The sequence below is a fragment of the Bacillus mycoides genome (genome assembly GCF_000832605.1).
Classification (GTDB): domain Bacteria; phylum Bacillota; class Bacilli; order Bacillales; family Bacillaceae_G; genus Bacillus_A; species Bacillus_A mycoides.
This window is the reverse complement of record NZ_CP009692.1, coordinates 1162137-1185112: the sequence shown is the minus strand read 5'-3', so window position 1 is coordinate 1185112 and position 22976 is coordinate 1162137. Positions and strand designations below refer to the sequence as shown.

General features: G+C 34.3%; 27 protein-coding genes, 1 pseudogene and 1 riboswitch. Of the genes and pseudogenes, 7 read left to right on the top strand and 21 right to left on the bottom strand.

The features are described 5' to 3' along the window. Positions 1-524: 524 nt before the first annotated feature. Positions 525-1559, top strand: a complete 1035-nt coding sequence (locus BG05_RS07970; RefSeq protein WP_002129589.1) for a YdcF family protein — start codon at positions 525-527, stop codon at positions 1557-1559. Between the two features lie 202 nt (positions 1560-1761). Beyond that, positions 1762-2634 carry a YitT family protein gene (locus tag BG05_RS07965; protein ID WP_000738210.1) on the top strand — a complete coding sequence of 291 codons (873 nt, stop codon included), beginning with the start codon at positions 1762-1764 and terminating at the stop codon, positions 2632-2634. Positions 2635-2772: 138 nt separating this feature from the next. On the opposite strand, the gene BG05_RS07960 is transcribed toward BG05_RS07965, so the two are convergent. The 5 genes from BG05_RS07960 to BG05_RS07940 form a co-directional block, all read right to left on the bottom strand. Then, on the bottom strand, positions 2773-2991 hold the full coding sequence (locus BG05_RS07960) for a hypothetical protein (protein ID WP_002167505.1): 219 nt from the start codon (positions 2989-2991) through the stop codon (positions 2773-2775). A gap of 97 nt (positions 2992-3088) precedes the next feature. Further along, on the bottom strand, positions 3089-3907 hold the full coding sequence (locus tag BG05_RS07955) for a DUF4247 domain-containing protein (RefSeq protein ID WP_002129590.1): 819 nt from the start codon (positions 3905-3907) through the stop codon (positions 3089-3091). A 13-nt stretch (positions 3908-3920) separates the two neighbouring features. Further along, a complete protein-coding gene (locus tag BG05_RS07950; protein WP_002015752.1) occupies positions 3921-4427 on the bottom strand; it encodes a DUF4178 domain-containing protein in 507 nt (168 codons plus the stop codon). A 21-nt stretch (positions 4428-4448) separates the two neighbouring features. Beyond that, complete coding sequence (locus BG05_RS07945; protein ID WP_002015753.1) at positions 4449-4853, bottom strand: DUF350 domain-containing protein; 405 nt, start codon at positions 4851-4853, stop codon at positions 4449-4451. A gap of 80 nt (positions 4854-4933) precedes the next feature. After that, positions 4934-5599 carry a PspA/IM30 family protein gene (locus BG05_RS07940; protein WP_002015754.1) on the bottom strand — a complete coding sequence of 222 codons (666 nt, stop codon included), beginning with the start codon at positions 5597-5599 and terminating at the stop codon, positions 4934-4936. A 403-nt stretch (positions 5600-6002) separates the two neighbouring features. Here BG05_RS07940 and BG05_RS07935 point away from each other — a divergent pair, with 403 nt between their 5' ends. Continuing rightward, positions 6003-6581: a lipoprotein BA_5634 family protein gene (locus BG05_RS07935; protein ID WP_002129594.1), complete on the top strand. Its 579-nt coding sequence runs from the start codon at positions 6003-6005 to the stop codon at positions 6579-6581. Positions 6582-6616: 35 nt separating this feature from the next. On the opposite strand, the gene BG05_RS07930 is transcribed toward BG05_RS07935, so the two are convergent. From BG05_RS07930 to BG05_RS07920, 3 genes are read right to left on the bottom strand one after another with little or no spacing between them, the layout of a single operon-like run. Beyond that, positions 6617-6784 (bottom strand): FeoB-associated Cys-rich membrane protein, encoded by a 168-nt coding sequence (locus BG05_RS07930; protein ID WP_000989601.1) that lies wholly within the window; start codon positions 6782-6784, stop codon positions 6617-6619. Between the two features lie 16 nt (positions 6785-6800). Next, positions 6801-8789: a ferrous iron transport protein B gene (gene feoB / locus BG05_RS07925; RefSeq protein ID WP_002167503.1), complete on the bottom strand. Its 1989-nt coding sequence runs from the start codon at positions 8787-8789 to the stop codon at positions 6801-6803. Continuing rightward, positions 8786-9013, bottom strand: a complete 228-nt coding sequence (locus BG05_RS07920; protein WP_003192040.1) for a FeoA family protein — start codon at positions 9011-9013, stop codon at positions 8786-8788. The genes feoB and BG05_RS07920 overlap by 4 nt, the downstream gene beginning before the upstream one ends. Positions 9014-9207: 194 nt before the next feature. After that, positions 9208-9309, top strand: a riboswitch (TPP riboswitch). An 86-nt stretch (positions 9310-9395) separates the two neighbouring features. Between BG05_RS07920 and BG05_RS07915 the strand changes: the two genes are divergently transcribed. Beyond that, positions 9396-10067: an energy-coupled thiamine transporter ThiT gene (locus BG05_RS07915; RefSeq protein WP_002015759.1), complete on the top strand. Its 672-nt coding sequence runs from the start codon at positions 9396-9398 to the stop codon at positions 10065-10067. A 208-nt stretch (positions 10068-10275) separates the two neighbouring features. Here BG05_RS07915 and BG05_RS07910 read toward each other — a convergent pair whose 3' ends face one another. From BG05_RS07910 to BG05_RS07885, 6 genes are all read right to left on the bottom strand, one after another. Beyond that, positions 10276-12153, bottom strand: coding sequence for a sensor histidine kinase (locus tag BG05_RS07910; protein WP_033734305.1), 1878 nt, complete (start codon positions 12151-12153; stop codon positions 10276-10278). Further along, entirely contained in the window at positions 12150-12839 is a 690-nt protein-coding gene (locus BG05_RS07905; RefSeq protein WP_000041840.1) for a response regulator transcription factor, read from the bottom strand. The genes BG05_RS07910 and BG05_RS07905 overlap by 4 nt, the downstream gene beginning before the upstream one ends. Positions 12840-12893: 54 nt before the next feature. Then, positions 12894-13514 carry a class D sortase gene (locus BG05_RS07900; RefSeq protein WP_016127562.1) on the bottom strand — a complete coding sequence of 207 codons (621 nt, stop codon included), beginning with the start codon at positions 13512-13514 and terminating at the stop codon, positions 12894-12896. Positions 13515-13603: 89 nt separating this feature from the next. Then, on the bottom strand, positions 13604-14098 hold the full coding sequence (locus tag BG05_RS07895; RefSeq protein ID WP_002191007.1) for an LPXTG cell wall anchor domain-containing protein: 495 nt from the start codon (positions 14096-14098) through the stop codon (positions 13604-13606). 186 nt (positions 14099-14284) lie between these two features. Further along, positions 14285-14617, bottom strand: coding sequence for a hypothetical protein (locus BG05_RS07890; RefSeq protein WP_000410949.1), 333 nt, complete (start codon positions 14615-14617; stop codon positions 14285-14287). A gap of 184 nt (positions 14618-14801) precedes the next feature. Then, complete coding sequence (locus BG05_RS07885) at positions 14802-15017, bottom strand: hypothetical protein (RefSeq protein WP_002129607.1); 216 nt, start codon at positions 15015-15017, stop codon at positions 14802-14804. A gap of 161 nt (positions 15018-15178) precedes the next feature. On the opposite strand from BG05_RS07885, the gene hpt reads away from it, so the two are divergent. Together hpt and BG05_RS07875 are read left to right on the top strand one after the other, a co-directional pair. Next, positions 15179-15706 (top strand): hypoxanthine phosphoribosyltransferase, encoded by a 528-nt coding sequence (hpt, locus tag BG05_RS07880; RefSeq protein ID WP_000687586.1) that lies wholly within the window; start codon positions 15179-15181, stop codon positions 15704-15706. An 84-nt stretch (positions 15707-15790) separates the two neighbouring features. After that, a complete protein-coding gene (locus BG05_RS07875) occupies positions 15791-16693 on the top strand; it encodes a diacylglycerol/lipid kinase family protein (protein WP_003192029.1) in 903 nt (300 codons plus the stop codon). 41 nt (positions 16694-16734) lie between these two features. On the opposite strand, the gene BG05_RS07870 is transcribed toward BG05_RS07875, so the two are convergent. The 4 genes and pseudogenes from BG05_RS07870 to BG05_RS32145 form a co-directional block, all read right to left on the bottom strand. Then, positions 16735-17244, bottom strand: a complete 510-nt coding sequence (locus BG05_RS07870) for a DUF2199 domain-containing protein (RefSeq protein ID WP_016127563.1) — start codon at positions 17242-17244, stop codon at positions 16735-16737. 105 nt (positions 17245-17349) lie between these two features. Further along, on the bottom strand, positions 17350-18108 hold the full coding sequence (locus BG05_RS07865) for a hypothetical protein (RefSeq protein ID WP_002143523.1): 759 nt from the start codon (positions 18106-18108) through the stop codon (positions 17350-17352). Between the two features lie 70 nt (positions 18109-18178). Next, positions 18179-18418 carry a hypothetical protein gene (locus BG05_RS07860; RefSeq protein ID WP_033734303.1) on the bottom strand — a complete coding sequence of 80 codons (240 nt, stop codon included), beginning with the start codon at positions 18416-18418 and terminating at the stop codon, positions 18179-18181. 121 nt (positions 18419-18539) lie between these two features. Beyond that, positions 18540-18710: pseudogene (locus BG05_RS32145) on the bottom strand (FtsX-like permease family protein); the annotation flags it as partial. Positions 18711-19084: 374 nt separating this feature from the next. Between BG05_RS32145 and BG05_RS07855 the strand changes: the two are divergent. Further along, on the top strand, positions 19085-19264 hold the full coding sequence (locus tag BG05_RS07855; protein WP_002015777.1) for a cold-inducible protein YdjO-related protein: 180 nt from the start codon (positions 19085-19087) through the stop codon (positions 19262-19264). A gap of 217 nt (positions 19265-19481) precedes the next feature. Here BG05_RS07855 and BG05_RS07850 read toward each other — a convergent pair whose 3' ends face one another. The 3 genes from BG05_RS07850 to BG05_RS07840 all read right to left on the bottom strand — a co-directional run bounded on the left by BG05_RS07850 (position 19482) and on the right by BG05_RS07840 (position 22961). After that, the gene (locus BG05_RS07850; RefSeq protein WP_016127564.1) at positions 19482-21317 is read right to left on the bottom strand and encodes an ABC transporter permease; all 1836 of its coding nucleotides are present in this window, start codon (positions 21315-21317) and stop codon (positions 19482-19484) included. A 15-nt stretch (positions 21318-21332) separates the two neighbouring features. Further along, positions 21333-22094, bottom strand: coding sequence for an ABC transporter ATP-binding protein (locus tag BG05_RS07845; RefSeq protein ID WP_003192015.1), 762 nt, complete (start codon positions 22092-22094; stop codon positions 21333-21335). 210 nt (positions 22095-22304) lie between these two features. Beyond that, positions 22305-22961 carry a YkyA family protein gene (locus BG05_RS07840; RefSeq protein ID WP_003192013.1) on the bottom strand — a complete coding sequence of 219 codons (657 nt, stop codon included), beginning with the start codon at positions 22959-22961 and terminating at the stop codon, positions 22305-22307. Between the last annotated feature and the right edge of the window lie 15 nt (positions 22962-22976).

Here is a 22976-nt window from a genome sequence, read left to right as displayed (position 1 = left end):
ATATATAGTAAATTGATAATCTTTATACGGAAGATTGCTAATGTTTAGTATAGATAGTTTGCACTACGTTAATAGAGGAAATTATCTATACTAAGAAACAAAAAGACGCCTTTCAAGAAGACGTCCTTTCCCCTGTTTATATATACCCCATCCCGCTTTTTGTAAACACACACTAGAAAACAGAATCATGAATTGTTACAAGATTGTTAGGTACAAAAAGAGTAGAGGTAAATATTAATATAAAATTCTGCTTTATAGCGTGTATCCACAACTTATATTTTAATCCTCTTCCCTTGAAAATAAACATAATATGCATAATTACATACCAAAAAGAAAAAGACACTCCACAGAGTGCCTCTTCAACCATTTTACTTTTAATATATCACTTTGAATACATTTTACCATATTTAACTATATTGATTGTTGAGAAAATTCGAAATCGTTATTTTTTTATCAACATCTTCAAAATCATGTAATATTAAGGATGCAATAAAACATTATACAAATTGAGGTGTACTATATTTATGTTTTTCGGAATCATTCCTCTTATATTGTTTATTATTTTTCTTATCTCTTACTTAAAAGATCCACGAAAAATAATAAATGGCTTTTTATTTAATGCCTTTTTCTGTTCATTTCTATTATTTTGTGCAATCGCCTCGTTTGCATCTGGTAGTAACACTTTACATTTCATCGTTATTCTACCCATGTTAGCTCTACTTTTCATGATACCTTTTGGCATCGTTGCTCTAATGTTTGGACTATTTCTTAATGCGAGAATCTTGATGAGGCGTGAAGGAAGACGCTTTACAAACTCTTTAACTTTAATTGCTGCTTTAGGGATTTTATTCTGTATACTAATCCCTATCATAAATCCAGCAAGTTTATTCTCAGAGCATTTTCAATTTATTTTTGCTGCTATTTCTCTTGTAACTATGTATTTCTTTATACATTTATCTAACTTCTTAAGCGCTTATTTTCTATACCAATTCAATAGACCGAGACGTAATCAAGATTTCATCATCGTTCTTGGTAGCGGCTTAATTAATGACAAAGTGCCACCCTTACTTGCAAGTCGCATTAATAAAGCAATCGACTTTTATTGGAAGCAAGCCGCTGTGAATACACCACCAACAATCATTTTCTCTGGTGGGCAAGGGCCTGATGAAGGTCTTCCGGAAGCAGAAGCGATGCAAAATTATGCTGTTGAAAAAGGCATTCCGCTTGAACATACGGTACAAGAAAATCGTTCTGTAAACACATATCAAAACATGTCGTTCTCTAAAGAAATTATGGATTCTTTAAAACCAGAAGGTAAGTATAAAAGTATTTTTACAACGAATAATTTCCATCTTTTCCGTGCTGGCATATATGCAAGACAAGCTGGCCTTAATAGCCAAGGAATCGGATCAAAAACAGCCTTTTATTACTGGCCTAATGCAATGATTCGCGAATATGTCGCAATTGTCGTTATGGGGCGTAAGCGCCATATGAAAATATGTGGAACTATTTTAGGTTTCGCTTTATTCCTAACAGTCGTTAGTTTTATACTTTCTTAACAACATCCCATCCTTTAAAAGGGTGGGATTTCTTATACGAATTTCAAAAATATTTTAATGGTACTATGGTGATAATATTCCCTGCATACATCCATTAAAGGAGAATTTTTTCAAATATAATGTTAAAATGGTTGTTAGGCATGAATCGAACTGATTAGCAAACATGTAAGAAAAAGAAACTAGTTTGAAACGAGGAAATTATATGAAAAAAATGATCAAGAGTAAGCCCAATAAGCTGAAAATTGCTTCAAAAGCTTTGATGATTATTATTGGGGCATTTATCACAGCGTACGGATTAGAAGCTGTCTTAATTCCAAATAACGTATCCGACGGTGGTGTGACTGGTTTAAGTATCGTTAGTTCAAGATTATTTGGATTGCCATTAGGAGCTCTAATCGCAGTTATTAACATTCCTTTCGTTTGGTTAGGATATAAACAAATCGGTAAAAGCTTTGCAATTTATTCCATCATCGGGATTGCTTCATTAGCAATAGGTACCGTTGTCATGCACGGAATACCAACTATTATTGAAGGCGATACACTACTCGTTACAGTTGTTGGTGGTATTATTATCGGTTTCGGTATGGGACTAGCCTTACGTAACGGCGGCGCATTAGATGGAATCGATATGCTAGCTGTATTACTTTCTCGTAAGTTACCTTTTGGAACAAGTGACCTTATTTTATTCTTAAATATGTTTGTCTTTATTTTTGTTTCAACAGTATTTGGTCTTCAAGGGGCTATCCTTTCGGCAATTGCTTACTTTATCGCTTCGAAAGTGATTCATATCGTTGAAGTTGGTTTAAGTGGTTCGAAAACATTTAAAATCATCACGAAAGAGCCTGAATTAATGGTAGAAACAATTCGCGATCGTTTAGGCCGAAGCGCAACGTATAACGAAGTATATGGTGGTTATTCAAGAGAGAAATTCAAAGAAATTTCTTGTGTAATTAACCGTTTAGAAGAAAGTAAAATGAAGGACCTGATTAATGAAATCGATCCTAATGCCTTTATTACAGTTTATGACGTAGCTGAAGTAAAAGGCGGTAACTTTAAGAAACGTGATATTCATTAATCATTATGAAAAAAGAGGGTGTGCCAAAATATTGGTGCAGCCTCTTTTTATTATGAAGTTGGTAAATCGATATTCCTTTTCGAATCGTTGATATATTTTGAGCTACGATAGATATAATCGAAAAACCGTTGATATATTTTACTCCCCCCATCTTCCCCCGCTTTTAATCCAATCGACGTACTTTTGAAAGGCGGGCACTTCATGCTGAAAGCGAAGCGGAACATATAGAAAGAGAGTACATGTACACAGTATCCATAGAATACCTACTATAAAGTGAAATTTCATCGTTGTGCTAATAAACAAACTGAGGAATAAGACGAGGAACATAATCAAACTAAACCTTTTATATATACTCATAATAATCTCCACCTTATAACTTAATTGTACCAGCTATAAGGAATTAATTCCCATAATAAAAAGACCGAAAAGCAAATTCCACTTTTCGGTCTCTATACTATCTTCTCTTCATAATTTTCCCTGAACCGCCAACCCTTGTTTTCGGGGGCGACGTATTCTTTGGTGGGGTTTTAATGGATGATTTCGGCTTCACATCAGATCCACTCGAGCCACCCGGGTTTTTCGTAATTTTCCCTTTGCTTCCGGTAGAAGGCGGTGGCGTCGTTTTACTTCCTTTTTCCGTAATACTTCCTTTATCACCTACAGATGATTTCGGATCTACATTATCGCCTCGCTTAATAATAGATCCTTTCCCTTCCTTCGTAATTGGAGGCGGGGTTTTCTTTTCCTCTTTCGTAGGTGGTCTTTCCGGGATCACCGGTTTATGATTTTGTCTGTCATTATATCCGCGATAATCACCGTATGATGATTTGCGTGAACCGAATATATCGTTTAATATACTCCCCATGATATATCCTTGTAAGAAGGATGGTTGGTAATTTTGACGGACAAATTCTTCATTGCTTATTTCAATTAACGTATCAGATGGTTTCTCTTTATCCTTTTGTAAATTATACATTTTATCAGAATAAACGAGGAACATTTGATTTTCATCTTCTTTAGATGCTTGCTTCGGTTTCCTTTCGGCTATAAGTTCCTTTGCAACTTCAGGAACTGACCGATTGGCGGCCCTATACACGTAAGATTCTTGTTTACCATCCTTTGCGACAGACTCTAGTGGGTAACGGTCCTGAATTGACTTCGCCTGACCACTTTGACAGCCCGATAAAGCATAACCGGCAATAACAAGTAATGTAACGATAGCAAGTATAGGGATCACGAACGATTTAATCATGGTAAACAATCGGTTTGACATGATTACGCCCCCCTTATGTTGCTCTTATGATTTGTACATCAGCAGGAATAATTACTTCTCCCTCATACATCATTGTGCGACCATTTTGCCATTCAACACGTAATAATTTGCGGTTATCAGATTGGAATTCCCATACGTACTGTTCTTCTGAAGCAGCGAATGGTGTTTTCCCCATAACAACAACACGTCCATTATATTGTTCTTCCATATGATACTCTATATCATCCATTTCAATCGTCGTCGGAATTTCATCGATTGAATCTAAACGACCATCAATCGGTGTATACAATTTGTAATACGTATTTTCACGGTCTTCGATTTTCAAATAACGAATATCTTTCCCATCCTGCAAAGTTAAAATAATCTCCTTGCGAGAATGCATGCTCGTTTTCCCAGTTAATTCGTACATGACTAACGAGACTTCAATCATATCGCCAGGAGCCAACGTTAAAAGACTCTTTTCTGGCTTCGGCGGCTCCGGACTCTTCATTATATTTTTAATACGTTTAAATAAACTCACAATCTACCCCTCCTTTTCTCTTTATAAACAAGCACCTAAAATAAGTGCACCAACGATATGTAATGAACCAGCTAACAACGCATGTGCTAAGCTGCCTTCTTTCGTTCCTTCTTCTAAATCTAAACCAGACATTTTCTTTAACACAAACTCAATGAACATTTCTACAATTAATAAAATAACGAATGAAACTGCTGAGGCAAGAAGCGCTTGCCATAAGTCATTCGCTTTCGTTATAGATTGAGATAAAATGTACCCTTGCGCAAATAATTTCATAACGAAACGCGTTGTCACTGCTGTATTTCCATTTTTCATTTCTTTTAAATCATTGTATTTTGTAAAAATCGAATCAACCCACATAATTGCAAATAAAAGTACCGCACTCGCTCCAGTCCATACAAGCATAGCTAAAACATTCATCCACGTCATTACAAAACCTCCTCTAAAAAAGTAATAGAAAACCGACATGAATTCTCTTCAGACATGTCGGTTTCTTTGTCTATTCTATATTATTTCTCGTACTGCTTCATAATACGAGCTAATTCATCGTCAACAACAGAATTTTTGTTTAAGCTTGCGAATTCATCATCTAACGACTTTTCTTTCTTGTAAATTTCACCGCTTGCTTCTGCTTCAGCCTCTAATTGAAGTGCTTTCTCTTCCATACGGCTTAAACCAGCTTTTGCTGAATTTGAATCAAATCCAGACATCGCCTGATTAATATTCTTTTGTGCTTTCGCTGCATTTACACGTGCAACAAGTGTTTCACGTTTATTTTTCAGCTCTGTTAATTGCTTACGCATTTCTTCTAGCTTAAGACGAAGGTTATCAGCAGCTGCTTTGTTTTGCTCATAGCTCGCTTTATACTCATTCATCTTTTGCTCTGCATTTTGTTTTTCTTCAAGAGCACGACGCGCAAGGTCAAGATTGCTTGCTTGAACAGCCATATGAGCTTGCTCTTCACGTTTTTTCACAAGTGCTTCTTGCTCTTCAAATAATATTTTGAATTTCTTCTCAAGTGCAATTTGAGCTGCTACACTTTTCTCAGCTTCTTGTACATCCGCTTGCATATCGCGTAAATATTGATCCGTCATCTTAACTGGATCTTCCGCTTTTTCAATTAATGAATATACATTCGACATTGTTAAATCTCGTAATCGTTTAAATACAGACATTCTAATTCCTCCTATGACTTACCTCATATTTCAAATTCACTACTTGGAAAACTGAAAAATCTCCCTTAACAGTAAAGAATATTCATTTTTACAGCCTATGTGTTTATTATAACAAAACTAATATGTCCTTACATGTTATTTCCAAAATACAGCCAATATAATATGACATTCTAGATAAAACATTGTATTCCTAATATATTCTCATTAATCCTCTTCAGAATTGACATATTTTTATGCACTTTCACTAAATTACATTATTGTAATGTTACTGTAAGCTAACTCGATAGTTACGTTTCAATATTTCTTATACACTAATACCAGAAGCAACAAACAAGCTTCTCATAATTTCAGGACTAATACAAAAAATGTATTTACTATAAAACATATAAAAGGAGCAATCATCATGAAAAAATTAGTAGGAATCGGATTAGCAGCAGCAATTTCATTCGGAGCATTATCAGGTTGTTCTTTATTAGGAGAAAAAGCGAACGGCTTTGTACTATACGGAACAGATGAGCAAATTCAACAAGTTACAGATAAAAATAAAAAAGAAGTGAAAGAAAAAGACTTCTATAAAATGAAAATGACAACATTAGAGGGTAAAAAAGTTCTTGTAATGGATAAGAAAACTGGTGAAGAACTGGTGAAAAAAGAATTACTTAGCAAAGTTGATAAAAACGATGATACAAAACCACTTGATAAATTACCAGCTGTAACAACAGAAGAAGGCGTGTTATTTGCAAAAGAGAAAGTAGAAAATGCTACACTTGATGGGGCAAAATTAAAATACGAAGGCAACACAATTATCGGAAGTGGCCGTGCATATGCAGACATGTTCGCAATTGTTGACGATGCAACTTATGGAAATGTAAAAGGTGATGAAAAATCTGTTGGTGTATTAAAATTCGATAAAGACCCTAGTAAAGAATTCCCTGGTTACAACGGAGTAGAAGCTTCTCAGCTTGTAAAAATTAAAAAGTAAACAAAAAAGCTTTGCGAAATTCGCAAAGCTTTTTTCTATTTATGAGCAATTTGCTCCATATCTGGACTACAAGTTTGCGACTGACATGACTTACTTAAAGAGCATGCTGCGCATTTTCCCTTTTTACTTCTCTTTACAAAATTAACTAACGTATATGCTGCATAACCAAAAATGATAGCTCCAATTATAATATTGACCATCACCGCGATACATCTCCTTCTAGAATCCGAGTAAGGACCCAACTTGGTATATAATGAGCGTTAATACATAAGCAACAACGAGCGGATAAACGACAGAGAAAACTGTCCATTTCATCGATCCTGTTTCACGTTTAATAACAGCTACTGTCGCTAAGCACGGAACATATAATAAAATAAAGAACATAAATGCATAGGCTGATAGCGCAGTATAATGTGCTCCCATTACATTTCCTAGCACATCTTCTTTAACCGCATAAATAATTGCCATCGTAGAAACGACAACTTCTTTCGCTAAAAATCCTGTTAAAAGGGATGCTGCAGCTTGCCACGTTCCAAAGCCGAGCGGTGCAAAAAGTGGTGCAATAAATCCACCAATCATCGCTAAGAAACTGTCTCCCATATCAACACCAAATCCTGATGGACCTGCATAGTTTAATAACCAAATGACAACAGAACCACCGAAGATGAATGTACCCGCTTTACGAACAAATCCTTTACCTTTCTCCCACGTGCTCAGCCATAACGTTTTCGCTTGCGGCACACGGTAAGGTGGTAGTTCAATTACAAAAATAGATTTTTCTGCTTTTAAAATAGTAAGAGACATAATTTTTGTAACGAGTAATGCAAGAACAATACCTGCAATGTATAAAGAGAACACAACAGTCGCTTGACTATTAGGGAAGAATACTCCCGCAAATAATGCATATACAGGTAAACGTGCTGAACAAGACATAAATGGTGTTACAAGAACGGTAAGTAATCTTTCTTTTTCTTGTTCAATCGTTCTCGCTGCCATAATACCTGGAACGTTACATCCAAAGCCGATAATCATCGGAATAAATGCTTTTCCGTTTAAACCGAAAAACTCCATAATTCTATCCATAACAACTGCAATTCGTGCCATATATCCTGAGTCTTCTAATAATGAAATGAAGAAGAATAGTGCAAAGATTTGTGGAACGAATACTAATACCGCACCAACACCAGCAATAATACCTTCTGTAACGAGTGCTTGAATAAAGTCAGAAGCCCCAACACTTGTGAGCCCAGCTGTAACCCAATCAGTAAGTTGTCCGCCAAAAAATCCATCAAGCATATCAGATAAAGGTGTACCAATCCACGTAAACGTAACCTGAAAAATAAAAAACATAACTGCTAAAAAGATTGGAAGTCCTAAAATTTTATGTGTAATTAACCTATCAATTTTTTCTGAAAAAGGAATTTTTCCTTCTTTCTCATGTTGCATAACATTTGTTTTTAACTTTTCAATATACGCTTCACGAGTCTTGTAAATGTGCTCTTCCAACGTACAATCAAGTTTTCCATCTAAACGAGATCGAATGGCTATAAGTTCCTTATAAATTGGTAATGCTTTCATTTCTTTTTCTACTACTTCGTTATTGCTTAAAAATTGAAGGGCTAACCATCTCGGATGCTCATAATTCGCTGTCTCTAAAAGAGCGATTACCTCTCCAATTCCTTCATCCATTTGTACACCATATGAAATAATGAATGGCTTTTTCTCTTTTTGTTTCTCTTCATGAAGAGTAGTAAGTAATTCTTCACAGCCTTTTCCGGTTCTTGCGATGACAGGAACGACTGTTACACCTAATATTTCTGATAGCCGTTTTACATTAATCACAATTCCTCTTTGCTTTGCCACATCAATCATATTTAAACCAATTGAAACGGGCTTACCAAATTCAAGTAATTGCAATGTTAAATGCATATTTCGCTCAAATTGAGAAGAATCCACTATATTTAACATATGATGAAATTCATCTGTTAGTAGAAAATTCGTAACGACACCTTCATCACGTGAAACTGGATTCAAATCATAAACGCCTGGTAAATCAATTAATGTTCCTTGCTTATCTTTTAATTTACCAACCTTCTTTTCTACTGTTACACCGCTCCAGTTTCCTACATATTCATAAGAACCAGTAAGTGCATTAAATAATGATGTTTTCCCTGTATTCGGATTCCCTAGCAAAGCAACCTTATTCACGCTAATTCCACCTTTATCATTTTCGCGTCACAATGACGAATACTAATTAACTGTCCACGACACTCCAATGTACAAGGACCTTTAAACATCGCTTTCTGTTTCAAGCGAAGTTCGCTTCCTTCCGCGAGACCGAAAGCAGCTAGTCTACGCTTTAATAACTGATCTAAAGACTGAATACTTTTTACTAACACGTTCTCGCCAATTTTAATATCTACTAAGCTCATAACCTTCCCCCTCAGAAGAGAATGATAATTATTTTCAGGAAAATTATATCATACTCTATTTCAATTGGACTATACCCTTTTGCTTCATATTTATTAACATTTCGCTACAATTCTATTTCAATAATTGTCATACGGTATTCATTTGCCATTCTCATCCATTTCGCTTACAATGAACAATAGCAAATAAAGAATCTCGTTATCACAGGGGGAGCCTTACCGCTGAGAGGGAACAATTCGTTCCGACCCTTTGAACCTGTTAGTTAATGCTAACGCAGGAATTGTGCAAACGTCCGAAATACACACCTCTTTTTTTATTTACGTATTTCGTATCCTCCTATGATATCTATTCTTTTTTTGCAACTTGGATTTAGGGGGAGACAACATGCGTAACACCAATTTACAAGCGATGATCGAATCTGCTATTCTTGCAGCCTTCGCCTTGGTCATCGATATTTTACCACTTTCAATCAAAATATCAGCAACAGGCGGTTCCATCTCATTCGCTATGATTCCTATCTTTATTATCGCATACCGCTGGGGCTTCAAAATGGCTTTCTTAGGAGGCTTAATTTGGGGATTATTACAAATTGTCGTAGGCGATGCCATTATCGTCACACCAATTCAAGTAATCATTGAATACTTCGTTGCTTTCGCATTCATTGGATTTGCTGGTTTATTCTATCGTCCAATTCAAAAAGCACTTCTAGCATCTAATAAGAATGGAAACGAACAATCAAACTTAAGTAGCCGTAAAGATAAGCCTTCATCAAAACAAAACCAAGGAAAGAAAGTAATTGGATACATTATCATTGCTACTTTTATCGGTAGTCTAGCTCGTTACTTCTGTCACTTTATTGCCGGTATTATTTTCTGGGGACAATATGCACCGAAAGGTCAATCAGCTATTCTATATTCTTTAATATTTAACGGTAGCACAATGATTGGTTCCTATATTCTATGTACCGTTTTACTTATATTTTTATTTATCACTTCACCAAGATTATTCAAAAGCATGAGTGCTTATCAAATAAATTCACAAAAAAAGGGCGCTTAACTTAGCGCTCTTTTTTCACATCGTAATATCAATTAAAAATACAATAAATGCACAAAAGAAAATAAATACCATTATACTTAGCCAATTGCTATGCACGGTTCATCGACTCCTTACATAACCTCATTTTCTATTCAAAGTATACTGTTTAGAAGTAAAGATTAGGTAAAGATAATATGAAAATAAATTAAAAAAGCGTAGATAGTATTGTCTACGCTTTTTTCGGTAAATAGAAGTAAAATAACACACCATCTTTTGTATTCTTGACCCCATATTCAGCATTGTGCAGCTCTAAAATGTTTTTTGAAATCGCAAGGCCAAGCCCGGTTCCACCTTGTGAACGTTTCCGTGCCGCATCTACTCGATAAAAACGATCCCAAATTTTATCTAATTGTTCTTCTTCAATGTGGGCACCCTTATTTTCAATACACACTTTTATATAATTCTTCTCGTCTATTGTGGAAATAATAATATCCTCTTTATCTGGTGTATAACGTATTGCATTCGTAATGAAGTTCACAATTACTTGTTCAATTCTATTTTGATTCCCAACCACTTCAGCTGGACATATATGTTTGTGCACACTCAGTTCTTTTTTCTCTATCTCCGATGAAAGCTGTTCACATATTTCTTCAATCACTCCATCGATATAGAAAGAATCCATCTTCATGTTATATGTGCCAGACTCAAATTTAGCTAATTCAAGCATATCCAAAATTAGTATATCCATCTTGTCTACTTCTTTTTCCATCGCCTGAAAATAGTAGTCTTTCTTATGTTCAGCTACCCCATCTTTTAAAATGGAAATACAGCTTTTCATAATACTCAGCGGCGTTTTTAGTTCATGCGATACACCCGCAATAAATTCTTTCCTTGTGTTTTCTAACTTTCTTTCTTTTTCAATATCTTGTTCTAACTGTCCAATATGTGAATGTAGTTTATTAGATAATGTATTAATATTTTGCGATAAATCACCAATTTCATCTTTTGAAGTAATCGGAATTTTTTCTGTGAAATCCAAATGAGCTATTTTCTTCGTTGTATCATTTATTTTTAGTAGCGGTTTTGCAATTTGTTTTGAGTAATAAAAGGAAGCTAGAAAAATTAGAACGACTACAAATGCAACAATATAGATGTAATAATCTTGCACCATTTGTACAGCCTCATCTACAGGCTGTAAAGAAGCCATCGCATATATATATGTTACCGATCCGTCTTTTTCTTTTTTGGGTTTAATTAATAATTTATATTTTATATCATTTTTTTCATAGTCCATTATTTGTGTTGAATACTGTATATGATTATTCTCTTTTAATAATAAATCAGTTTGAAATTCCTTTATGCTATCTAAGAATAAACTATTTTTATAAATTGGATTCACAGGACCTTTTACATCGGGGAACTGTACTTTCGTAACACGTCCTACTATGGGAGCATCTAATTCCTGAGCAGCTTGCTCCTGAACGGCCGGCTTCTTTTCCTTAACAACTTGTTCCTCAGCTTCTTTCTTTTTCTCCTGATCTAATTTAATCTTTTTCTCCTGATCTAATTTAATCATTTTCTCATTAAATGCTTTTTCTAACGGTTTATTAGATCCACTTAAATTTTGCTTACCTAACGAGAAAGAGAATGGAATAAAACTTTCTTCTTTTTTCACTCCAGAAAAATAGATTTCTTGTTCTAAAAACTGGTTTGATGCTTTATTATCAAGCTCTTCTATATTGATGAGATAGCATAAGGGAATCTTGAATATTTGTTGTCCAAAACTCTTCTGTTGCTTACGGTCAATCGTTACCTCAAAATAAAAATCATCCGCATGTTTTAAATTCCCATACTGGTCTAAAGTCGTAATCCACGTATTATTTTCTCTTAAAAAATCTTGCTCCAGTTTCTGAACTTCTTCTGCACTTCCTGCATAATTTAAATAGTTCTTTGCAAAGGAATTTAAGTTCACTTTAATATCTTCCACTTTTCGATTCGCATAATATTGTTTGAAAAATATTGTTTGCCCAATAAATATCGTCGCTAAAATCAACATACATAGAGCTGTTGTAAGTGTAAATAATTTAAGTACAATCCCATTTCTCATATGTTCCCCTCGAATTTATAACCGGTTCGCACTACAGTTGTAATGTACTTTGCTTTCTCTCCTAATTTATTTCGCAAATTACGAATATGACTATTAACCGTTCGATCATCGCCAGCAAATTCGTACCCCCAAATTCTTGAAATTAACTGTTCTCTTGTTAGTACAATCCCTTGATTTTTCATGAAATAAGCTAATATTTCAAATTCTGTATGTGTTAAAGTAATGTCTGCCTCATCAACAGTAACAGTACGTGACGGAAAATGGACGTGAATGCCATGAATTGATAACGTATCATCTTCATTTTCCAAAGGTTTCTTTGATGCTTGTCTGCTTTCTAATAATCGTTTCGCTCTCGCTAATAAAATAGGCGGACTATATGGTTTCGCAACATAATCATCTGCCCCAAGCTCAAACCCAAGTAATGTATCATCTTCATCTACACGTGCCGTCAGCATAATAATTGGAACCCCGGACGTCTTACGAATCCTTCGGCAAACAGACCATCCATCAAGTTCCGGCAACATAATATCAAGTATAACTAAATCGACCTCTTCTTCTTCAAATAAGACTAAAGCTTCTTTTCCATCTCTCGCTTCAAGCACTTTATATTGTTCACTCAAAAAGTAATCCTTTAATATTTCGCGTAAAATATCTTCATCTTCAACAATCAAAATGTTTTTTGACATAATCTATGTCTCCCCCTCTCATTTTAAGTAGCTAGCATTTTGTACTTGATAATTTTATTTTGAATTGCTCGTAATTAACTTTGCCTCGATAATATATCGATCCGGTGCATCCCCTATATAATCAAATGGATAACAAGTCGTCAGTGTTAATGTCGGTTCTTCTTTTTTTACAATAACAGTGCGATCATCCGCGTGTGTAATCCACATCTTTTGAATTTCATATGTGTACATTGTATTGTCATATTCTACAATGAGATTGTCTTTTTCTTTAAGCTCCCCTAATTCTGTAAATACAGTATCCCTATGCCCGCTCAGTACAGTATGCCCTCCTCCAGATGGTGTTGTCGTTAAATCACTAACAAACATACCGACTCCTTTTTTCAATGTAGCATCATTTGCTCCCCAATATATAGAAAACTTCTTCTTTATTTTCGGTATATTTAACATTGCTACCTTTTCTCCTTCTTTATGCTCGGTTTGAGAAGAAGGTACTTGGGAAGTTACAGGTGTTTCATGTGAAAGTTGATTATCTTGTATATTTTTAAGGCTCTTTATTTCTGCTTTCGTTAATTCTTGAGCAGAGCTTTTTCCTTTATACCATTCCACAGCGTAATACGATCCCATGAATAGCCCTATGGCCATCAATATGATACCGATATAATTGAGTAACTTCATGTTCCATCCCTCCATGCAAAAAATGGTAGGAATAACCTACCATTTTTAATATATGAAATTATCCCATTCTTTATAGAAAAATATTTTATTTACGCCTTAACTTTATTACGACGCTTCAAACCAAATAATGTCCCTATCCCTACAAGACATGCGCTTAATGCCATCATTGCTACATTATTTGATGCTGTGTTTGGTAATTTTTCACCTTGTACAGCTTGTTTCGCTACTTCTTGTTTCGCTGCATCATTCTTTTGCCCTGCCTTAATTGCTGCTTCTTTTTTTGCAAGAGCTTCCTTTTCTTGCACTTGTGGTGTTACTTCTTGTTTCGCTGTATCATTCTTTTGCCCTGCTTTTATTGCTTCCTCTTTTTTAGCCATATCACTTTTTTCTTGTACTTGTGCTGCTTCTTTTTTCTCTACTTCGCTCTTTTGCTGTTCCTTAATTGCTTCTTCTTTTTTAGCTTTATCTTGCTGCATTTGCGCTGATTCTTCTTTTGTTAATGTTCCAGTAGAAGCGCTCGCTACTGAAGAATATCCTACTGTTAAAAGTGCCATTGCACAAATTGGTAATAGTTTTTTTTTCATTTTATTTCTCTCCTTTTATACTTTATTCTAGTAACACATCACGTCGCACCGGATGTATTACTAGAATAAACAAGAGATGTAAATATAAGATGCAGATGAAATGGAATTCTGTTAAAGATTTCATTTTAGAAAAATAAAAAAACACCGTAATATATACGATGTTTTTTCGGGTGTGTGTCTCGATATTTATTTGTTACTTTCGCGTGATTGAGAAGTAGAAAGGGCCGGAGTGATAACTAATTGTCTCGGCTCAGTTTTCTTGAAGTGATTTTTGACGTTACACTTACGACATTGAACGACCCATGCTTTAATAGGATTTGTTAAAATAATTTTTTGCCTTTCGTTAGGGGCCTCTTCTTCCAATTTACAACTATCGCTCCACTTACTCCATTTCATTGTAAATTTAGAAGAAGAATGATCGTCTTCTCGATCAAACGTATGCAAAAAATCCATTTCTCCAGCTAGCATTACGGTGTTACTAGTTGCTAAAAAAGAAAAGGTCGTCCAATGTTTCTCCATGCCCTCCTACTCCTTTTTCACATATAGAGTGCCTAAAACTTAATTTACCTAAAATATGCTTGCCTTTACCTTACACTTATAGTTTATCCAAAACACTACTATGCAACTATCGATTTGTCTTACAAATCACCTTACATTTTTGTAAGAAACGAAAAAACCTTCACTCTATATACGTGAAGGTTTCTCATTTCTTATCTATATGATCTTTCATATCATCAAGTCCAACTTCTTGCAGCTGTGACATCATACCGTGGGAAATTGCGCCTAATACTAAAGTCATTCCAATTAATGAAATCCGAATTGCAGGTACATCAATTATGTAAGCCAACATACCAAGAACGATTGTTAAAAGCAATGCTTTTATAAATGTTACACTTGTATACTGTTTCTTTTTCATCATAATCACCCTTCACGGAAGCGTTTTCTTAATATGATCAGTATATCATATCATCTGACTATTTTGTGGGCATTTCTGTAAAAACCTTATATCTTCTTTGACTTTTTTCTTTCTATCCTTTACAGTCGAAATGTTCACAAGTTTTACACTGTAGGAGGATTCAAATGAAAATTGAAATAAAAGACACTTTAATTTCTGAAGAACAATTACAAGAAAAAGTAAAAGAACTAGCACTTCAAATCGAACGTGATTTTGAAGGAGAAGAAATCGTTGTAATCGCTGTATTAAAAGGATCTTTCGTATTCGCTGCTGATTTAATTCGTCATATTAAAAACGAAGTAACTATCGATTTTATCTCTGCATCTAGCTACGGAAATCAAACAGAAACAACTGGAAAAGTAAAACTATTAAAAGATATCGATGTAAACATTACTGGAAAAAACGTAATTGTCGTAGAAGACATTATCGATTCTGGTTTAACACTTCACTTCTTAAAAGATCACTTCTTCATGCATAAACCAAAAGCATTGAAATTCTGTACGTTACTTGATAAACCTGAACGCCGTAAAGTGGACTTAAAAGCTGAATATGTTGGCTTCCAAATTCCAGACGAATTTATCGTTGGCTACGGTATCGACTGCGCAGAAAAATATCGTAACTTACCATTTATCGCTTCAGTTGTAACGGAGTAATATAAATAGAGTAAACTTCCATCAATTATTGATGGAAGTTTATTTTCTATCACGATTCGTAAAAGACAAAGGGAGAGAATAAAAATGACAAAGACAAAATTTGAAAAAGTACTCCTCATCGTAAATCCGAAAGCAGGACAAGGCGATTTACATACGAACTTAACAAAAATCGTACCACCTCTTGCTACGGCTTTTCCTGATTTACGCATCCTACATACGAAAAGGCAAGGTGATGCAACAAAATATTGCCAAGAGTTTGCTAGTAAAGTAGATTTAATTATCGTCTTCGGTGGTGACGGAACTGTATTTGAATGCACAAATGGCTTAGCCCCTCTTGAAACTAGACCTACACTTGCAATCATTCCAGGCGGAACTTGCAACGACTTCTCTCGCACACTCGGCGTTCCGCAAAATATTGCAGAAGCAGCGAAACTCATTACAAAAGGACATGTAAAACCAATTGATGTCGCAAAAGCAAACGGACAACACTTCTTAAACTTCTGGGGCATTGGACTCGTATCTGAAGTATCAAACAATATTGATGCAGAAGAGAAAGCAAAGCTTGGTAAAATTGGTTACTATTTAAGCACCATTCGAACTGTAAAAAATGCTGAACCATTCCCAGTAAAAATTACTTACGACGGACAAGTGTATGAAGATGAAGCTGTCCTTGTTATGGTTGGAAACGGTGAATATCTCGGGGGTATCCCATCCTTTATTCCGAACGTAAAATGTGATGACGGAACACTTGATATTTTCGTAGTCAAATCAACAGGCATTCAAGCGTTTAAAGATTATATCGGAAAGAAACTATTTGAAGACTCAAATGAAAATGACATCTTCCACGTCAAAGCTAAATCCATTCATATTGAAACAGAAGAAGAAAAAGAAGTAGATACAGATGGTGAAAGCTCTCTTCATACACCGTGTCATATTGAGTTGTTACAAGCGCACTTTACGATGATTTATAATCCTAATATTGTGTAATGAAAAAAACGAGTGATATCACTCGTTTTTTCTCTTCTAATCTAATTATATCGTTGTATAATTTCTTGTATTTCTTTCACTCTCTCCAAAGTAATTCCATTTCTTTGTTCTATCGCTAAAGGGTGATTGGTTGGCTCTAATTCAACATACGGCGCCATTCCAACTTCTCTTATATGTATATTTGTCTTTAAATTTAGTGTTTCTGGATAAACTGGTATTTCTACAGATAACCAGCCAAAATGAGGATCGCTATTTTCTCGCCCTCTTTCATCCCACTTTTCTAGTACTTTATCATAACTTTCTTTACTAAGTGAGACCCACACAGCCCAGATGAAATTTTCGTGGTAATCAATTATAGGAAGTTCTAAACACCCTCTAATGAAGTAATGTTCATCGTCCATTATGCAAAGATCTGATGTTAAATGGAAGCGTCCCTCTCTTTCATGAGGTGCTACCTCGTAGTAATAATATGGTGCTTCACTTCCATAACATAAAGGGAGTGTAAAGCGATTCATTTGTATCTTTTCTCCGGACTTTCTTCTTCTTTTCATCTTTTGTTATTCTCCTATTTTTTATATAAATTTAACTCTCAATATTATCTAAATGAGTCTTATAATATTCATCACACTCTACTATAGTAGGAAGAATCCCTCTTTCTAATCTATCTTCTCAATTTTCCAAACTAAATTAGCCGGATCGTTTTTCTCCAAAAAGGTTAACATCCACATAGTTTTCCCTTTATCGTTCATCAACATCACTTTATAGTTTAATTTCCAAGCCACGTCACTAACATGATTAAACATTTTATACATGTCTTCTTCTCTAATAAGTTTGTCTTTTCTAATTAACCTTCTAGTTCTATACTCCCTTATTTCTAAGTAAATATCAGCATAAGCCACTTCATGCTGACAAATTATACTACATACATATTTTTTATTTGGACTACTCTTCTTTATATATGCCAGTTCATTTTTATAATCCAAATCCAGTATCTTATTGTATGCTTTTTCTAACGCCTCTATATCCCAATCATATTTCACAGCTAAATTCTTCATTTCAGAGTGTACAATACGAAGAGCTAATTCTTTTTTCTCTCGATTTGATAAATACGAAAAATCCTTTTCACTCCCATAATCTACAAAAACATTAATATATTCAGGGGAAATCTGATATTCCTTCTCCCACTGATTTAATAATGAAATATCATCCACACAGTGAATCAAGATACCTTTTTCATAGTCTGTTCTTAACTTTGGCATATGTCGCCAATATAAAGAAGTAATACAGCTCGTTTCTTTAAAAAAAGATATTTCTTCATCGTAGTTGCTTGAGGATGTTAATTTTAATATCTCTAGGCTACTTATATTCTCTTTTCTTTTTAGAAACATTAATTGGATATCTCTTATAATTGGCATTTACTCTCTCCTTCTTAATACCACTACGATTATATAATTAATTCTCTAGCACCAACTAATCAATTTCAACTCAGCCCATTCCCATAGAGAGAAATAAAAGCCCCACTACAAAAAAGAGCGCACCAATTAAAAAGTAGAATGGTGCTCCGTGCAGCGGATCACTAAATAACCCTAGAATATTTTGTGCCACTACTGTCCATTTATCTTTCTTTGAATCTTTTTCTTTTATTTCTTTTACAAACCTATAAATACTTAGGCCAATCAAAAGGATGCCTATTAATAGGCATCCTACTATAATTAAAATCCCCAATTATAACACTCCATTTAAATACCATTGTCATACACACTTCATTTTAACTAATAAAAAAGCGAAAGAGAACATAATTCCCACTATGTTTCCTTTCGTTTCACGAGAAATTTCATCACTATTTTTATTCCTTAACAATCCGAAAATAAGAACGAACCGTTAAGAAATAATAGCCAATATACATGGTGCTATACAGACCAATACTAATTAATAACGGGACTGCAATTTCATACGGAAGTACTGCCGATAAGCCTTTTAGCACAAATAAACTATGTGAAACTCTAACTACTAATGGATATATTCCTCAATTACTCATATTAAATCTATTTTAATTCAGTTCTCTTAAAAATTTTTTTGATAGTATACTCATTTTCCTTTATAGTTCTTTAGGCTTATCTGAATTGAAATAAGAGAAGAAAAAGAGGTAGAAACATGCGGAGAAGGTTGACGGCATACACCGTGTCAAATTGAATTATTACTAAGGCGTTCAACGATGATTTATAATCCTGAGCTTGTATAATCGCTATTTCGCTATACTTTAACAATTACTAACCTTCGCATTTTTTTAAAAAATACAGTATAATGAATAAATAAAAGGTTGTTAACAAAAAACGTTAACAACCTTTTTTGTTTTTTCCGAAAAACTTTTCAAATTAAAGAAGCGATCACATGTATTGGAGAAAAAATGATAAACCTGTAGAAGAACCAGAAGCAATTGCTGTGTGGGAATGCGAAGCAGACGACTGCCTTGGATGGATGCGTAAAAACTTTTCTTTAGAAGATAAGCCACAATGCCCGTTGTGTAAAGGCGACATGAAAAGCGGCGAACGATTACTACAGAAGTTATAATACCTTTCCCTCTTTATCTTTTATATACTGAAAAAATAGAGGATTTTGTTTCTCCTTATCTACAGTACAAGTTGCTTCCTAATTACAAATAATGAAAAAAGCAGCTATTACGTAGAATAGCTGCTTTTTTGAATTTATAACTTCTTCATCACTATAAATTCCATATAATATCCCCCTAAATTTAGCTCGATTCATCATCCCCCTTATTCACTACACACTACACTTCTTTCGGAAGAACAATTTTTTTATACAATTGAACTGTAATGAAATAATAAAACACATAAATGACTAAGAAAATAATAATCGGCAGCCAAATACGGAAATATGGATTATCTATTAAGAACGAGAACATGTTCATTCCGACTAATACGTGCGTTATACCTACGATCGCTGGGAATAAGAAAATGAAAAATAACTCTTTATAAATTGATTTCGTTAATAGCTCATAACGTACACCAATTTTACGAAGCATTTGATAGCGAATAATATCTTTTGAAGCACCAGAAAGAATTTTAAACATTAAACAACTTGCCAACATCGCTAAGAAAGCTATGCCTAAGAAAAAACCCATAAATACTGTTCCACTGTAAGTACTGTAATATCCTTCATACAGCATATATTTACTCAAAAGATGTACTTCTTTCATATCTTTATATTTAGCTAGTTCTAATTCATCGATTTTTTTCCATTCTTCTTTATACGTTATAAAATTGTCCGTTTTCCCCAGTATTATAATTTCTTCTTTACCTTGTATCCCGTCATACATCTTTTGATCTACAATTTGTATCTTTTGACTAGGATTCATATATGTCTTTTGAAGAGACCGTAAAACATTTTCCCACTCTTCTGGAATTACATTGGTATTATTCTCATGTTTTTCTTGGCTATGACTTAAAACGGATCCCGCAATTAGTTCCCTCGAAACAGGAACGAATCGGCTACTATTCTCGTCCTTTCCAGTACGTGTTAGCGGACGATTTCTTTCCAAATCTTCTTTCAACTGATAAATAAACTGCTCATCTACTTTGTATCGATATTCATTCTTTTCTTTAAATGTAATACTATCTAGTATTTTCTTTTCTGCTGCTGTGGGATTTTTAATTTCGACATCATAGTATTCTGCACTCTCCACTATATTTGTGACATTATTTTTAAACGCCATACCACTGGAGATTGCACCTGCACCAAGAGCCACTAACATAGCAACTGTCGCTAATACTTTCGTTAAGCTATTAATAGAAAAACTTAACTGAGCAAACGTAAACACATTGATTCCTTTTTCACTACGATTTTTATTCGCTTTCAGTCTGTTAATAATAATCGGAAGAAATGATGCAAATAGCATGTAAGTTCCTAATGTTACTGTAATTGTAGCAATGATAAATCCTGATTCCTTTAGCTCCTTCATATATATCATCGAAACATAACCAACTACTAATAAAATAATTGATAAAAGTGCTACTATATTCGTTAGTTTCCCTTTAGTAAACGTACGCTCTGTTTGACTATTGGAGTGAACGAGTTGTAATGGCGAATTACGCACTAGTTTCATACCATTCATAATTGCGGACAACATAAATAATGCAATGAAAAAGATGAAAGTAACAACGATTGATGGTACATAAAATGCATGATAACCACCGCCAGTAAATTCCAGCTCCTTCATCAGTAAATGTCCAACACCTTGTGCCAAGATTATACCGACTATAAGAGATACTATTCCTAATACAATTGTTTCAATAAACATGAGCAATGTAATTTTATGCTTTTTTGCCCCTAATACCATATACATACCAAATTCTTTTTGCCGAAGTGATAATATAAATGAATTGGCGTATAAAATATAAAATAATGTAATAAATCCTAATAAAAATGAGCCCGTTTGAAAGACGGAAAAAATCCCATCCATAGAATTCCCTTCAATAAACGTTTTATTTAACGCTAACGTTTGAAACATATAAAAAATTGAAATAGACATAATAAGCCCAACTAATAAGACCATATAGTCTTTTCGTTTACTTTTTAGTCCCGACATGGAAAGTTTGAATAACATGTTGAACCTTCTTTCTTATGCTTTTTGTGTGCCTAAATCCGCAAGCACATCTAAAATTTCTTTATAAAACTCATCACGCGTACCTCTGCGATGAATTTCTTTATACAGTTCTCCGTCTTGGATGAATAAAATACGTCGGCAGTAACTCGCACTAAATGGATCATGTGTAACCATCATAATCGAAACATCCTGTTCTTCATTTAAGTTGGTCATCGACTCTAATAAACTTTTCGCATTTTTAGAATCAAGCGCTCCTGTTGGCTCATCTCCTAAAATAATGGCTGGCTCATGTACAAGTGCACGGGCCGCTGCCGAACGTTGTTTTTGTCCACCAGATACTTCGGACGGATATTTTTGAAGAATCTCTGAAATCCCTAACATTTCTGCTACCTTTTTCACCTTTGATTCAATTCTTTTCGAATGAACGCCTTGCAGAGAAAGCGGTAATGCAATGTTTTCATAGATTAATAAATTTTCAAGTAAGTTAAAATCTTGAAAGATAAACCCTAGTGTCTCTGAGCGAAAATCAGATAATTCTCCCTGCTTCATTTTCGTAATATCTATTCCAGCAATTTCAACAATTCCACCTGTTGCCTTATCTAATGTAGAAATTACATTCAATAATGTTGTTTTTCCTGAACCAGATGGTCCCATAATTCCAACGAATTCACCCTCTTGAATTGAGAACGATACATTCTTTAGTGCATGTGATTGACTCTCATCTTTTTTACCGTATACCTTTTGTACATTCTTTACCTCTACAACTGATGCTTTCATATATATCCTCCTACACTTCTTTTTCCTATCTTTTATTTTCCCTACATATTTTCCGAGCACTTCTTAACCCATTTCTAAGTATAGATAGCATTTCTTAATAAATAGCAGCGGATATTCTTAACATTTCTTTAAGAATATGAAAAAGCCCCAAGGCTAGTAGCTTGGGACTTTTGATTTCTCTATTCTATTTTGGAGTAAGAAATAAAGTATTTATTTCTCCTCTTTCATCTTAATTTTCGCTTGTTTATAAAAATCTAATTTCTCTTTGTTATATTCTTGTGTATATCTATTAAATTTCTCTTTTTCTCGTTGAATGTCCTCATTCATTTGATTTACACCTTTAATCTTTTCACTAACCTTTTTTAAGTTCGTTTCTTTTTCACCTAAGCTTTTATATAATTCTCTTTCAGATTTCATTAACTTTTGATACGAATCATTTATCTTACTAAAAGATGCATAACGCTTTTTATAAATATCCTGTATGTTTTTCGCTTGTTTCTGAAGAGCTGCATCTTCCATTTTATCTATAGTTTTATGAACTAATTTTACTTCTTCTTGTGCTTTTCCAAAAGCTTCTTTTTCTTTGTTCCATATTTTTTCACGTTCATCAATACTTTTTGTAGCTTGCTCTAACTTCGGCATAATTGCTTGGTTACTATCTTTACCCTCATTTATAATTTGATTGTATAACTCTTGACCTTCTTTTTCTAAGACCTCTAGTTTTTTCGCATCTTCAGAAACCATCTTTTCTTGCTTCATCGCGTTTTCAAATGCGACGTACAATTCTGCTTCTGGCTTTGCGCCAAAACACCCTGTCAATAAGCTTATAGATATAATTCCCGTAATCGCTAACGCTTTATAAGTCAATGTCAATTCCCCCTA

What these genes read in the sequence shown, in the direction of transcription:
- BG05_RS07845 (WP_003192015.1), bottom strand. Translation starts at nt 22,094, where the DNA reads ATGAAAGCATCAGTTGTAGAGGTAAAGAATGTACAAAAGGTATACGGT.
- BG05_RS07895 (WP_002191007.1), bottom strand. Translation starts at nt 14,098, where the DNA reads ATGAAAAAAAAACTATTACCAATTTGTGCAATGGCACTTTTAACAGTA.
- BG05_RS07890 (WP_000410949.1), bottom strand. Translation starts at nt 14,617, where the DNA reads ATGGAGAAACATTGGACGACCTTTTCTTTTTTAGCAACTAGTAACACC.
- BG05_RS07940 (WP_002015754.1), bottom strand. Translation starts at nt 5,599, where the DNA reads ATGTCTGTATTTAAACGATTACGAGATTTAACAATGTCGAATGTATAT.
- BG05_RS07970 (WP_002129589.1), top strand. Translation starts at nt 525, where the DNA reads ATGTTTTTCGGAATCATTCCTCTTATATTGTTTATTATTTTTCTTATC.
- BG05_RS07870 (WP_016127563.1), bottom strand. Translation starts at nt 17,244, where the DNA reads ATGAAAAGAAGAAGAAAGTCCGGAGAAAAGATACAAATGAATCGCTTT.
- BG05_RS07875 (WP_003192029.1), top strand. Translation starts at nt 15,791, where the DNA reads ATGACAAAGACAAAATTTGAAAAAGTACTCCTCATCGTAAATCCGAAA.
- BG05_RS07955 (WP_002129590.1), bottom strand. Translation starts at nt 3,907, where the DNA reads ATGTCAAACCGATTGTTTACCATGATTAAATCGTTCGTGATCCCTATA.
- BG05_RS07900 (WP_016127562.1), bottom strand. Translation starts at nt 13,514, where the DNA reads ATGAAGTTACTCAATTATATCGGTATCATATTGATGGCCATAGGGCTA.
- BG05_RS07960 (WP_002167505.1), bottom strand. Translation starts at nt 2,991, where the DNA reads ATGAGTATATATAAAAGGTTTAGTTTGATTATGTTCCTCGTCTTATTC.
- BG05_RS07910 (WP_033734305.1), bottom strand. Translation starts at nt 12,153, where the DNA reads ATGAGAAATGGGATTGTACTTAAATTATTTACACTTACAACAGCTCTA.
- BG05_RS07965 (WP_000738210.1), top strand. Translation starts at nt 1,762, where the DNA reads ATGAAAAAAATGATCAAGAGTAAGCCCAATAAGCTGAAAATTGCTTCA.
- BG05_RS07865 (WP_002143523.1), bottom strand. Translation starts at nt 18,108, where the DNA reads ATGCCAATTATAAGAGATATCCAATTAATGTTTCTAAAAAGAAAAGAG.
- BG05_RS07855 (WP_002015777.1), top strand. Translation starts at nt 19,085, where the DNA reads ATGTATTGGAGAAAAAATGATAAACCTGTAGAAGAACCAGAAGCAATT.
- BG05_RS07945 (WP_002015753.1), bottom strand. Translation starts at nt 4,853, where the DNA reads ATGACGTGGATGAATGTTTTAGCTATGCTTGTATGGACTGGAGCGAGT.
- BG05_RS07885 (WP_002129607.1), bottom strand. Translation starts at nt 15,017, where the DNA reads ATGATGAAAAAGAAACAGTATACAAGTGTAACATTTATAAAAGCATTG.
- BG05_RS07915 (WP_002015759.1), top strand. Translation starts at nt 9,396, where the DNA reads ATGCGTAACACCAATTTACAAGCGATGATCGAATCTGCTATTCTTGCA.
- hpt (WP_000687586.1), top strand. Translation starts at nt 15,179, where the DNA reads ATGAAAATTGAAATAAAAGACACTTTAATTTCTGAAGAACAATTACAA.
- BG05_RS07920 (WP_003192040.1), bottom strand. Translation starts at nt 9,013, where the DNA reads ATGAGCTTAGTAGATATTAAAATTGGCGAGAACGTGTTAGTAAAAAGT.
- BG05_RS07935 (WP_002129594.1), top strand. Translation starts at nt 6,003, where the DNA reads ATGAAAAAATTAGTAGGAATCGGATTAGCAGCAGCAATTTCATTCGGA.
- BG05_RS07905 (WP_000041840.1), bottom strand. Translation starts at nt 12,839, where the DNA reads ATGTCAAAAAACATTTTGATTGTTGAAGATGAAGATATTTTACGCGAA.
- BG05_RS07850 (WP_016127564.1), bottom strand. Translation starts at nt 21,317, where the DNA reads ATGTTATTCAAACTTTCCATGTCGGGACTAAAAAGTAAACGAAAAGAC.